12 protein-coding genes are annotated in these 12623 nt (G+C 46.6%); 8 read left to right on the top strand and 4 right to left on the bottom strand.

Annotated features, from left to right (window positions below; all coding sequences use genetic code 11):
* Nucleotides 1–122: 122 nt before the first annotated feature.
* From PHQ97_11435 to PHQ97_11425, 3 genes are read right to left on the bottom strand one after another with little or no spacing between them, the layout of a single operon-like run.
* Nucleotides 123–1358 (bottom strand): ABC transporter permease, encoded by a 1236-nt coding sequence (locus PHQ97_11435; protein ID MDD4393344.1) that lies wholly within the window; start codon nt 1356–1358, stop codon nt 123–125.
* A 59-nt stretch (nt 1359–1417) separates the two neighbouring features.
* Nucleotides 1418–2674, bottom strand: a complete 1257-nt coding sequence (locus tag PHQ97_11430; protein MDD4393343.1) for an ABC transporter permease — start codon at nt 2672–2674, stop codon at nt 1418–1420.
* 4 nt (nt 2675–2678) lie between these two features.
* A complete protein-coding gene (locus PHQ97_11425; GenBank protein MDD4393342.1) occupies nt 2679–3449 on the bottom strand; it encodes an outer membrane lipoprotein-sorting protein in 771 nt (256 codons plus the stop codon).
* Between the two features lie 251 nt (nt 3450–3700).
* Between PHQ97_11425 and PHQ97_11420 the strand changes: the two genes are divergently transcribed.
* The 4 genes from PHQ97_11420 to tsaA all read left to right on the top strand — a co-directional run bounded on the left by PHQ97_11420 (nt 3701) and on the right by tsaA (nt 8029).
* On the top strand, nt 3701–3988 hold the full coding sequence (locus PHQ97_11420) for a hypothetical protein (GenBank protein MDD4393341.1): 288 nt from the start codon (nt 3701–3703) through the stop codon (nt 3986–3988).
* A 2-nt stretch (nt 3989–3990) separates the two neighbouring features.
* Entirely contained in the window at nt 3991–6129 is a 2139-nt protein-coding gene (locus tag PHQ97_11415; GenBank protein MDD4393340.1) for an ATP-binding protein, read from the top strand.
* A gap of 48 nt (nt 6130–6177) precedes the next feature.
* The gene (rlmD, locus tag PHQ97_11410; GenBank protein MDD4393339.1) at nt 6178–7578 is read left to right on the top strand and encodes a 23S rRNA (uracil(1939)-C(5))-methyltransferase RlmD; all 1401 of its coding nucleotides are present in this window, start codon (nt 6178–6180) and stop codon (nt 7576–7578) included.
* Between the two features lie 70 nt (nt 7579–7648).
* The gene (gene tsaA, locus PHQ97_11405; protein MDD4393338.1) at nt 7649–8029 is read left to right on the top strand and encodes a tRNA (N6-threonylcarbamoyladenosine(37)-N6)-methyltransferase TrmO; all 381 of its coding nucleotides are present in this window, start codon (nt 7649–7651) and stop codon (nt 8027–8029) included.
* Between the two features lie 152 nt (nt 8030–8181).
* Here tsaA and PHQ97_11400 read toward each other — a convergent pair whose 3' ends face one another.
* The gene (locus PHQ97_11400; GenBank protein ID MDD4393337.1) at nt 8182–8697 is read right to left on the bottom strand and encodes a cyclic nucleotide-binding domain-containing protein; all 516 of its coding nucleotides are present in this window, start codon (nt 8695–8697) and stop codon (nt 8182–8184) included.
* Nucleotides 8698–9059: 362 nt separating this feature from the next.
* Between PHQ97_11400 and yedE the strand changes: the two genes are divergently transcribed.
* The 4 genes from yedE (at nt 9060) to PHQ97_11380 (ending at nt 12604) form a co-directional block, all read left to right on the top strand.
* Nucleotides 9060–10151: a YedE family putative selenium transporter gene (yedE, locus tag PHQ97_11395; protein ID MDD4393336.1), complete on the top strand. Its 1092-nt coding sequence runs from the start codon at nt 9060–9062 to the stop codon at nt 10149–10151.
* Nucleotides 10152–10163: 12 nt separating this feature from the next.
* The gene (locus PHQ97_11390) at nt 10164–10382 is read left to right on the top strand and encodes a sulfurtransferase TusA family protein (GenBank protein ID MDD4393335.1); all 219 of its coding nucleotides are present in this window, start codon (nt 10164–10166) and stop codon (nt 10380–10382) included.
* A gap of 591 nt (nt 10383–10973) precedes the next feature.
* The gene (locus PHQ97_11385) at nt 10974–11558 is read left to right on the top strand and encodes a CBS domain-containing protein (protein ID MDD4393334.1); all 585 of its coding nucleotides are present in this window, start codon (nt 10974–10976) and stop codon (nt 11556–11558) included.
* A 110-nt stretch (nt 11559–11668) separates the two neighbouring features.
* Nucleotides 11669–12604: a universal stress protein gene (locus PHQ97_11380; protein MDD4393333.1), complete on the top strand. Its 936-nt coding sequence runs from the start codon at nt 11669–11671 to the stop codon at nt 12602–12604.
* Nucleotides 12605–12623: the final 19 nt, after the last annotated feature.

Raw genomic sequence — 12623 nt, 5'->3', positions numbered from 1 at the left:
TGTGGGTCACTACATTGACTTTCAAAAAATTCTGATCTAAAAATATCAGATAGTTAGATGACTCATATGGCTCAATTTGGCCAAATTTCATCCTCTACGCCATCAATTTTGGCGAACTTGGGTTAAATATAATGTAGAGCGTCCAGCGGCTTGATACGGGCGGCTTTTGCTGCCGGGTATACCGCGGCGATCAGGGTCGTTGCCAGAACGATCATAATGGAAGCGAGGATATCCATTGGCTTTAATGACGGATAAATAATGGTTTCGGTTCCCCAGACTCTCATGGATTCGGCGTAAAATGAAAAATCGATGCCGGTAACCGATAGTACGGCAATCACTGATGATCCGACCAGCGTGCCTGCCGCAAGGCCCACGATGCCCAGATTGACCGCTTCGAAAAGAACCATCGCAAACACCCATGACGGGCGGGTGCCGATGGATTTCATGACACCGATTTCATGAAACCGTTCCATGATGGCCATGATCAGCGTATTGGCTACCGAAAAAATAACCGTTACAAATACAATAGCGAAAAATATATACATGCTCGTGTCAAACAGTTTGATGGCGCTGAGCAGATTGGGCGCCATATCCTTCCATGAGAGGACGGCAATGGATGGATCTGAAATCATGGTTTGAATCTGCTGCTTGACCGAATCCACGACATCCCGGTGATCGACCCGGACAGACAGCTCGGAGATTCTCCGGTTCAGGCCCGTGAGTTTTCCCATTGCCTCGATGCCGGTATACACCACATAGCGGTCAAAGCTTTCCACCGGACTCTGATAAAGCCCCCTGACTTTAAATGCCACGGCCACAATCTCTTTACTCAAATCCTGGAACATCAGCACCCCCTTGTCGCCGGTGCCGATATCGAGTTTTTCGGACATGGTCCGGGAGATGAGCATATCGTGCGCATCCGGATCAGACAGGTAGCGGCTGCCGTTCACGGGCAGCATGTATGATGATATGTCAGACAGGGATGTTTCACGCTCAGGATCGATGCCCGTGATCAGCACCCCGCGGGATGCCTCGCTGGATTGAATCATGCCTTCCAGTTTGATCCTCGGACTGAAGGCTATGAGGCCGGGAACCGTGCCAAGTTTTGTGTATAAGTTGTCTGGCGGTGTAAAACTGTTTTCCAGAGACATATCCTCTTGGAATCCCCTGTGCTGGATGGAAATATGGCCCAGAGAAGTTCGGATGGTGTTTTCAACCATCTGGTTATTCATGCCGTTCATGATGCCCACTGACAGAATCATGGCAAATATCCCCAGCCCGATGGAAGAGATGACCACCAGCGATCGGCGCTTGTTTCTCCAGAGATTCCGCCATCCGATCATAATAAAAATCTTCATGGGCAGTTTCGCTATCAATGATTAGTGATTTGTTAACCCCTCAATTCTCAACTTTTCTCCTACAACTTCCGTATAGCCTCTACGGGGTTGAGTTTTGCCGCCCGTCTGGCAGGGAAAATTGAGAACACCATGGCCAGGGCAAAGGTTGTCAGTGCCGTTACTGTTATATTTTTCAGGGTTGTGTCTGCCGGATACAGGGTTGTGGATATCCCCCACAACGAGATCTCTTCAGAAAACTGTGAATAATCAATCGGATGAATTTGAAAATACAATGAAACCCCGTAGCCCAGCGCAAGGCCCAGCGCGATTCCGAACAATGAAATCAGCGCTGTTTCCGTCAATATCATTCGCGTGATCAGGCGGGGCCGCGTTCCGATGGACAGCATGATGCCAAATTCCCTTGTCCGTTCAAAGACGGACATCTGAACGGTATTCAATATTCCGAAGGCTACCACCATAAACAGTATAAAATCAAATATATAACCGCCCACATCGTCCATGACGATGAACTGGATCAGCTCCGGCATCATCGCATCCCATCCCAGGACCTCGAGCTTCGTGGCACCGGCTCTGGTTGCCAGCGTATGTTCGACGATATCGGTTTTGATATCGGTTAAAAGGCTGATGTCTGTCAGACGGATGACCATCGAATGAACATACCCCATCATGCTGAAGGTCATATCCGCCTGTGAAAGGGGAATCAGGATCAGTTCCCGGTCAAAATCCGGATTTCCGCTGTTGAATATACCCACCACCGTGAACCGGTCTGCCGCGATAGAGCCATCAAATCCCTGAGAAATGATGGCGAAGGTATCATTGACGGATGCATGGATATGCGTTGCCAGTGTCGAACCGATAATGGCATGGGTGGTATCGGTTTCGGAAAGAAACCGTCCCCCCGGCAGTATTTTGTTATGAATATGGGTGACCCGGCTTTCCTGCCGAGGATCAATGCCCTGGATCAGGACGCCGCGGGTGGTGTCACGGAAAGAAAGAAGGCCTCCGGTAAGGATGCGCGGTGAAAATCCTTCAATTTGCGGGAGCCCGGAAAGATAAGTGATCAGTGTTTCAGAGGGTTTGAATGCATAATCGATGGTCTGATTATCCCAAAAGCCTTTTTCATGGATCTGGATATGACCGGTATTGAGCCCGACCGCATCCTCGATCATCTGATCGTGTCCGCCTTTGGCCATGGAGTTGAAAAAAATAATCATCGCGCAGCCAATCATGATGGTTAACAGCGTGAGCAGGGTCCGGTGTCTGTTTCGCCATACGTTTCGCCATGCCATCCGGAGCGTGATATTTTCGGTTCTCAATGGTTTATCTCTTTTTCAGGTACTGGAGGGTAAACACCGTTTCGGGAATCGGGACATCAAACCGTACGCTTTCAAGTTCCATCAGCGTGTAACGGTCAGGTTTCGAAACGGTCTGCATTTTGTACAGAACCGGTATGATACGGTCACCCATTTTCTGAAAATTGCTGAGCGTCAGATGCTTTTTCAGCTCATTGTGCTCATTGTAGAATTCTTCCCGGACCGGCAGAAAGTCGCTGGTGCGGGCATAATAGATGATTTTGCCCCATACGACAGCGGCGTCGGGTCTGGGAATCAGCTCCAGTTTGTAGCATTCATGGCCGTCCACGGCTTCATTTCCGATCATGTGGTGGGTGTAATCGGCAACGATGCTCGATTCCTTCACGATATCATCATTGGTGAAATCAGATCCCATCCAGGACTGCAGCATCATGGAGGGCGATATTTTGATGGTCTGCTGCAGTCTGGGTACATAATGCCACATGTTTTGATCGATCATGAGAAATCGGTTTCCGGCATCTTTTCTGGGAGACAGAATTTCCGAGAAGCTTTTTTTATCCTTACGGACCCGATAGGATTCCAGCTTCATTGTGCGTGTCCAGCGTCGGGTTTTTATCGTGATTTCCGCGGTGGCAATCTGCGATTCGCCTTGAATCGCCTGCTCGGATTTTTCGATGATTTGGGTTGCGGTAATGGCAAATCCGTTCGTATATGGAAAACTGCTCGTGATCAACAGGCACAGGGACAGGATTTTTAATGCCGTAATGTGTTTCATCATGAGAACAGATCCTTTTTTTCATGTTTTTTATAACGTAACCAAATTAAAAAAACTTTTCAAAATAAAAAAAGGATGGCGTTGTAAAAAGGCGGGAATGACGAGAGCGGGATGCAACGCTGTAAAAATGAATTTGTCTGAAGTTAGAACCAGGCCCTATGATAATTGTTGATCGGAATGAAATGATACACTATAATATTTTTTTTCGGATAAACGCAGATGCTGATATGAATGAATAGTGACGCGGGGTTGTGATGAAATGGATACTGTGGAAGGATTCGATCCTTCGTGCGGATGATGAGATCGGGATTCTTGAAGCCTGCTGGAATACATTACAGCAAAACGATTTTTTCGTAAAAAAGATAAAAAATCTTCTGCCCCGCCGGAAACATGTAAGAAGTCACCAGACGCTTCCTTTATATCACAGACATGGCGATGATATCGGTTATAATTTATTTATTGATCCCAGTGGTGAACAGGCCATTGAGATTGTTCAAAACGAGTTATACTGTGGCCGGCAGAATGTACGATGGAATATTTGAAAATGAGAAATCCGTTAAGAAACCTTACCGGTAAGCTGGTTATTTTTAGTTTTATATTTTTTATCATCTCCATCGGCTCCATCGGCTTGGTCATCCATTATACGCTGGCCACCCATTTGACCCGGCACCTGTCCGCAGATCTTGAACAGAGAACCATCGATCTGAAAAATCAGCTGGAAGAAAAGCTCATCGAAAAAATGAGAATTCTTCGGACGTTATCTGAAAACGTAAGTATTCAAACAGCGATCAAACAGAATCGTTTTTCAGCTGTTGATCCCCTGTTTGCTGATTGGATACGAGATGACTCTTTCAGGCAGTTCATGTTAATCCGCATCGATGGGACGGTTCTGGCGCCTCAAGACACTGGCGGGCGTTTGACAACGGTATCCCGTGAACCGTGGTTTGCGGAAGCGAAAACAGACCAGCTTTCAAATATCAGATTTTTATCCGCAAACCATGATTCCGCAGCATTCTGGATGCGGGTTCCGCTGAAAGTCAGGGACGAGTCGTATTTTTTATGCGCCCAGATCAACTGGCGGTCAATATGTGATTTTTTCGACAGGGTCCGGCTTGAAGGAACAGACCAGAATCCCGATCACTACATCGTTGTTTTCGATAAAGAAGGAACCCTGCTTTATGCGCCTGCGTTTTTGACTGAACAACTGGGTTCCGTATCGGATCGATCCCTTTTTACATCCGGCAGGTACGAAGCGGTGAAGACGATCTTGAAGCGTAACGAATCCGGATCGTTAATTGAAACGGATGCCTGGGGCAATGAGGTTTTTATGGGCTATTGCGTTGCCGCTGAATTACCCCTGACCATTATTGCTTCTGAAAGTACAGCCGAGAAGATGTCGATCATTCAGGCGATGAGAAATCGAAGTGTCAAAATCAGCCTGATGATGCTTTTAATCGGATTGCTGGGGTTATCCGCCATTATCCGAAAAATAATCCATCCCATTCACCAGCTCGTTGATATTGCTTCCGGGATTTCCGAAGGCAGATATCCCGAAGAAAAAATCCGGCTCAACACTGATAATGAAACCATGAAACTGGTTCATGCGTTTAATTTCATGGGCGAAGAGATCAAAAACAGGGAAAAGAAGCTTGGAGCGCTTTACGAAGCGCAGAAGGTAATGTCCCTGGAACTTAAAAATGTAAACGAAAACCAGGAAAAACAGGCGCTTGAACTGAAGCAGAAAAACGAAAAGATTCAGCAGACATTGAAAACGCTCAAAGAGGTACAGGAAAATCTGCTGAAAACAGAACGCCTTGCCGCTGTCGGCGAGACTTCCGGGCAGGTGGCCCATGAGGTATTGAATCTTGTTGACAGTATGTTATTCAGAGTTGAAAATGACCTGTCCCAATGGGAAGATTGGCAGCAAATTATCGACACCATCGGCGAACTTGTCGAGGATTGGAAAAATGAATATGATAAAGGTACGTTGATTACCTATTTAAAACAGTTGGATTCTGTCGGCCGATCATATGGGGAAGAAGATTTTACACTGCTTGAAAATTTCATTGAAGACTCAAACGCCTTTACTGAAAATCGGAAAGAAAATCTTGAATTTATTTTCAAGCAGATGGATCACATTATAACAATTATCAATTCACCTCGAAAATTCGTTTTCCCCCGGAGAGCTGTTGCCGAAATTCATATTGTATCTCTGGCTCATGATGTCATCGAATTGTTTCATGATTCGCTGGAAAAACGGCATATCACTACAGATGTAACCGCTGACGAGAATTTTCCCGTGATCATTGCCGATGAAACTGAACTGAAGCAGGCCCTCAGCAATTTAATTCGAAATTCCATACAAAGCATTGACAGAACAAAACGGGGCGCTGGCCTGATTGAAATCACGGCAGCAGTCACTGAACATCGCCTTGAACTTCGTGTCAGGGATAACGGGTCAGGGGTAGCAAAAGAGGTTGAACGGTTTGTTTTTGAAAATAATTTTACTGCCGGGCCCGGGGCAGAAGAAACTGGATTTGGCCTTGGCATCAGCCGCCGTTTAATCCGTAAACATGGTGGCGATCTGGTTCTGGAAAAAAATACCGATGGGCTCGGGGCCACATTTCTTATCAGTTATCCGTTGGATTCAATACCATCAATTGCTTCCGTTTCACTCGGGTAAATATCGTCAATAAGTGTCACAAAAATAATAAGGACAGGTTTTTGATTTATGGCAGTTAAAAATGGACAGCATATTGAACTTGACATAACGGATATCGCATTCGGGGGGAAGGGCCTGGCCAGGGTCGATGGCCTGGCGGTTTTTGTTGATCAGGCCATTCCCGGGGATCGGGTCGTTGCTCGAATCGTAAAAAAGAAAAAACAGTATGCGGAGGCCCGAATTGACTCGGTACTGGAACCGTCCGATTTTCGAATCGATCCTCCGTGCCGCTACAGCGGGTTCTGCGGTGGATGCAAGTGGCAGTTTTTGCGTTATGAAAAACAGCTTGAATATAAGCGGCAGCATGTTCTGGACTCCATCGAACATATTGCTTTGATTAAAGATGTAATGGTTCATCCGGCCATCGCTTCTGTCAGCCAGTTTGGTTATCGGAATAAAATGGAATTTTCCTGCTCCGATCGGAGATGGCTGCTGCCCGAAGAGATGGGAAAAGACGATGTCGATACCGGGTTTGCCATAGGGCTCCATGTGCCGGGGACCTTTGATAAGGTCCTTGATAACCGTGAATGCCTGCTTCATCCGGCTTTGGGAAATCAACTCCTGGATCAGGTCCGGCAGTACATCAAATCCTCAGGGGCTTCGGTATACGGCCTTCGAAGTCACGAGGGGTTCTGGCGTTTTTTAATGCTCAGACATTCGGTTGCCTATGATCAGTGGATGGTCAACATTATCACCAAAACAGAAGACCGGAAAATTGTTCAGCCCCTGGCCGATCAGTTGATGGAAAAATATCCTGAGGTGGTTTCCGTGGTGAATAATATCACTGCTCGACAATCCGGTGTGGCAATCGGAGAGTATGAGATAGCTCTGGCCGGGACATCCTCCCTGAAAGATAAAATCGGATCGTTTGAATTTGAAATTTCCGCCAGCTCTTTTTTCCAGACCAATACCCGCGGTGCCGCGCGTTTGTATGAAACAGTCAGGTCCTATGCCGCTCTGACCGGCGGGGAAACCGTTCTGGACCTTTACTGTGGCACCGGTACCATTGCCATCTGCCTTTCAGACAATGCAAAAGAGGTCATCGGAATGGAAATTATTCAGAGCGCGATTGACGATGCCGAAGTCAATTGCCGCATGAACGGAATTTCCAATTGCCGTTTTATCCTTGGCGATATTAAAGACAGTCTGCCGATGGTCAATGTCACACCCGATGTGATGATCATTGATCCGCCACGAGTGGGGATGCACAAGGATGTCGTTAAACAGGTCCTTGCGATGGCTCCGGATCGGATCGTCTATGTATCCTGCAATCCCGCGACCATGGCCCGTGATATCTGCATGATTAAAGATAATTATCGTGTTCTTGAAATCCAGCCGGTGGATATGTTTCCGCATACGTATCATATCGAGTCCGTGGCCCGGTTGGAGAGAATTGCCGCCAGACCTTGAACCCTGTTTCCTTAACCCCTAATTTAACCATAAACCCTGTACCTTACTCGTATCCATTATGACTATAGAAATGAAACCCATCGGGTATGCCCATACCCGGGAGAAGAAAGTCCCCAGACACTGGTCTGTTTCGGAATCGGTCGGATTTCTGGAGATCGATGAGACATATGTTGATGGATTGCGCGATATCCGGCCCGGAAATAAAATTGTGGTGATATTTTATTTTCACCAGAGCCCGGCATTTGAAAATCGATATCTGACACAGACTCCCCCCCATCATGGAGAGGAGCGGGGGGTGTTCAGCACGTGTTCACCCCGGCGGCCCAATCCGATTGGCTTTTCCGTTCTGAAAGTGGTGGAAAAAGACCGAAACCGAATTGTGGTAAAAGGAATCGATATGATTGACGGAACACCGATTCTGGATATCAAGCCGTTTATCGAGTCGAATTGAACCCCGGTCTGCATTTGTCAAACCTCATTTTCTTTCACTGGCGGAACAGATCCTGATGGCGTTGACCGCTGCGACACAATCGCGAAGCCGGTATTTTATCGATCAGCGGTCAGAGACTATAAGCCGGGGGGCTGGAAAAGTTGATTTTCGGGTCAAGGGCTGCAGGATGGATTGTTCTTATGTTTAATCTCCTCCAGTTGCTCTTTTGCTTTGATCAGTTGATCGGTCGTGGATCGCAATCGTTCGGTAATGGTTATGGCAAATATCCGGTACAGAATATAGCCGAATATGATCCAGTCATCGCCTGAGATTTCTTTAATCCGGACGGTATCGGTTGCCAGACAAATGGTTTTGCCTATCGCATACGCCGAAGCGGACCGTTTTGAGTTGTCGATCAGGCTCATTTCGCCGAATACGTCGCCGGATCGCTGAAGCGTGCTGATCATTTCCCCTTTTTTCATGATGGCCACTTTCCCTGAAAGCAGGAAATAAAACCAGGGATCATTGTCTCCTTCTTTGATGATTTGCTCATTGTCTGCGTATTCACGAATTTTACTCCGTTTGACAAGCCCACCAAGATTTTCAATTTCAAAATGTTTGAATATCGGAATTGCCAGAAGTTTTTGAATGTTTCTAACATCTTCTTTCAGGTATTTTGTTTCCAGCATGGTTTCCTCTTATCCTAAGGCAAAAAAATGGTTACATGAAGGCCGGCGAATATGTTGCCCTTATTTTTTATACCTGAGCCGGGTTAAAAAATCCATGGAAAATTCCGATACCGTTTCACCTCTCATCGGTCGGCAGCTGATTCTGTTGGATTCCTGTCGTCGAGGCCCTGATATGTTTTCAGAGGTATTTTAAATTCGCAGCATGCCTGCGGAGTATAGAAGAACTGAATAAAAGATGAAAAAATTATAGAAATAAACAATTTGTAATATAGTAAATAATTATATAACAAATGCAGACAAATATGATTCGTCTGTTTATTTACCATCCATAGCTAACCGGTCAGCAAAAGGAGTCAATGGGTATGAATTTGAAAAACGTATTTTCAACTCGATGGGGCATTATCGGGGTGGGCGCCTGTATCGGAATATTGGCGTCTGTGTTGCAGAAAATGGGAAACCCGGGTAATATGGGAATCTGTGTCGCCTGCTTTGAGCGGGACATTGCCGGTGCGCTCGGTTTTCACCAGGCTTCGGTGGTTCAGTACATTCGTCCTGAAATCATCGGTTTTGTGCTCGGTTCGATGATCGCCGCCTATATTTTCAAGGAGTTTAGACCCAGAGTCGGGTCGGCTCCCATTGTCCGGTTTGTGCTGGGGGCCTTTGCGATGATTGGTGCCCTGGTTTTTCTGGGCTGTCCATGGCGGGCCGCTCTGCGGCTTGCCGGTGGAGACGGCAATGCCATCCCGGGGCTGTTGGGCCTGACCTTCGGTATTTGGATCGGCACCCTTTTTCTCAAAAAGGGATACAATCTGGGGCGCACCCAGAAAACCTACACAACCGTTGGGTGGATGCTGCCGCTGATTATGCTCGGATTCTTAATACTGATGTTTATTTTCCCGCAAATTGAGGGCCAGGGCAAAAGCGGTGTGCTGTTTTACAGTCTGAAGGGGCCCGGTGCCATGCATGTATCTCTATCGATGGCACTGATCGTGGGGCTGGTAATCGGTTTTCTGGCCCAACGCAGCCGGTTCTGCACCATGGGTGCGATTCGCGATACGGTCCTGTTCGGCCAGACACATCTGCTGAACGGGTTTATCAGCCTGATCGTTTTCGCTTTTTTGACCAACTTTTTTCTGGGTCAGTTCAAACCGGGTTTTGAGGGTCAACCCGTGGCGCATACCATGCACATCTGGAATTTTGCCGGCATGGCTCTGGCCGGTTTGGCGTTTGCTCTGGCCGGCGGGTGCCCCGGCCGGCAGCTTTTCCTCTCCGGTGAAGGGGATGGGGATGCGGCCGTTTTTGTGATGGGGATGATCGTAGGCGCCGGGTTTGCTCATAATTTCGGTTTGGCAAGCTCAGCGAAAGGTGTGGGGCCTCATGGCATCGCCGCAGTTGTGATAGGAATTATAGTATGTCTGTTTATAGGTTTTACCATGAGAAAACAAAACGCTTAAGGGAGATATGATATGGCAACAACCGTCGATGCCAGAGGGCTTTCCTGCCCACAGCCGGTTATTTTGACATTGAATGAAATCAAAAACGGGAAGAACCCGGAGATTATTGTTTTGGTCGATACCGATACATCCATGGAAAACGTGATGCGGGCCGCTGAAAGTCAGGGATGCCAAATCAATGGGGTAGCCCCGGAAGGTGACGGATATCGGATTTCTATAACAAAAGGCTAATTTTTCTACAGCCCGGTTTCAAACACCTTGAACGGCTGATCTGCAAAAGAATCCCGCTTCGTTCTCCGGGCAGGGTGGGAAAAACCGGGCTTGATCATAATCGCGGCAACACTTCGGAGCTATGGCCGAAGTTATGATCAAGCCCGGAAAACCCTGCCATCGTGATAAAAAAATCTGGGGGAATAGACATTTCCGGATGGTCACGATAGAGAAATTATTTTGAACCGAATGAGTGGTCAAAGTAATCATTATTATAGGAAGTTAACATCACTTCAACAGAATCGATCCCCCCAGCTTTTTCACTAAATATATCAAAAAAATCGCTTGACAAATAAATGAATCAAAGTCATATTTTTAATAAAGGTCCTTTGAAAAAGAAAAAAACAGTCACCAATATTCCTTTCAATATCGTTAACAAAAAAAACGTTACCCGCATCGTTAATTGAACATATCGCTACAGGTTTTAACACTCAACAGCTCTATCTATTCAGCTCGTTTTCTCCTGATCGTTACAAGCGGCAATTTCGCTCTATGACATTCGACTTGCCTTCAAGTTCCAAGGGCATCAATTTTAATTGAAGGAGGGAAAACATGGAAAAAGAAAAGCGTGTTAAGGATCTTATGAATCCGATAGAAGAGTACAATACGATCGATGTTAATGCTCATCTGTGTGAAGCTTTAGTAACATTGAAACACAATTATGAAAACAACAAGACCTGTAAAACAGGTACGTTTCATAAAACGATATTTGTGACGGATAAGAAAAAAGAGATAATCGGTAAATTGTCGATGTATGATCTGATCAGGGGACTGGTTCCGGAATCTGCAAAAAAACCGGCCATGAGAGCGTATCAGGCGATTTTGTCTTCCCGCATGGAGGCCGTATCTGACGAAGTGGCTGAAATTCAGGAACGCTACAAGTGGCTGGATAAGTCCTTTATGGAATTGGTCAATCAGGAAGTCGGTACTCCGATTAAAGATTGCATGGGTCGGGTTCAGCCGATTCTGAAAGAAGAAGACACCATCAACTGGGCCATTTATTCAATGTTCAGGGCACATGTGCGTGAACCGCTTGTCGTTCGTAATGGAAAGGTGGTCGGTGTAGTCAACTTGTATCGCATTTTGAATCAATTGCTTGAGACCGTCGGCCCTGAATGTAATGTGAATTGGAAGTAATTAATCCGGAAAACGATAAAAAGTAATGTAAAGGCCCTGTATGCAAAGCTATCTCGGCTCATAGCTTACACAGGGCCTTTTTTGTAAACATATGAACCGGAAAGTCAGGCATGAAAGCACTCATCTGTATTGACGGTCATGAATTGGCCCTGAAAGCGGTGATGACGGCGGCCAGACTCTCAGGTGTCAGAAGCGGTGAGGTTGTTTTTCTTTATGTTCGAAGATACAGGAAATATTCGCGGGGCTATAATCTGAGAGCAAAAGCCGCAACGATATTTGCAGACCTGGATTTCGATCTGCCGGAAGTGCGGTATCTTCATGAAGCCGGGGAGATTTTTAAAAAAAACGGGGAAAGTTACGGAACCGAAAAGGAACCGGGGCCTCTCCGGAGGGCATTGATTCAAACCGGGGCGAATGTATTTGAGGAAGGGAGCGTAACATTGCCCTTTGAAACCGGTTCGCATCTGAAGATTCGCGAAGGGCTGCCGCATGAAGAAATTGTCGGGGAATCATCGGAAGGAAGCTATGATCTGATAATTCTTGGAGTTCATCATGTGGCAGGTTGCCACTGGTATGATATTGAACATATTCCGATCAGCGTAGCGCAGGGGGCAGGGTGCCCTGTGCTGCTTGTCGGGAATGAATTTAATAAAGGTCAGCCGGTTCTGGTTTATGTGCAGCCTGATACATCCCACCTCTGCAATGTCGAATTTATCGAAAATATCGCGGTTGATATGGGAAGTGACATTATGGTGATGATGGTATCGGCTTTCGGGGACTCTTCCGGCGTGATGCCCCCATTTTTTCATAATGTGATGAATAAATGGACCCGCAGAGGGTTGAAGGTTGAATTCGGGATTCAACGTGGCGACCCTGTCAGAATCCTGTCGGATATGGCTCCGGATTACGGTTTGATTGTTTGTTCAGCAGACAGGAAAAAAGGAAAAAAACGGATCGGTAAGATTCAGCGGCAATTGATCTGCAATCGTTACAATCTTCTGCTCCTGCCATCCGCATGCCCTTATGGCGACAGTCCCGGCCGTTGAGACGCCGTCAATGGATGAA

The sequence above is a fragment of the Desulfobacterales bacterium genome (assembly GCA_028704555.1).
In the GTDB taxonomy this organism is placed as follows: Bacteria; Desulfobacterota; Desulfobacteria; order Desulfobacterales; family JAQWFD01; genus JAQWFD01.
This window is presented reverse-complemented; position numbering and strand designations above follow the sequence as displayed.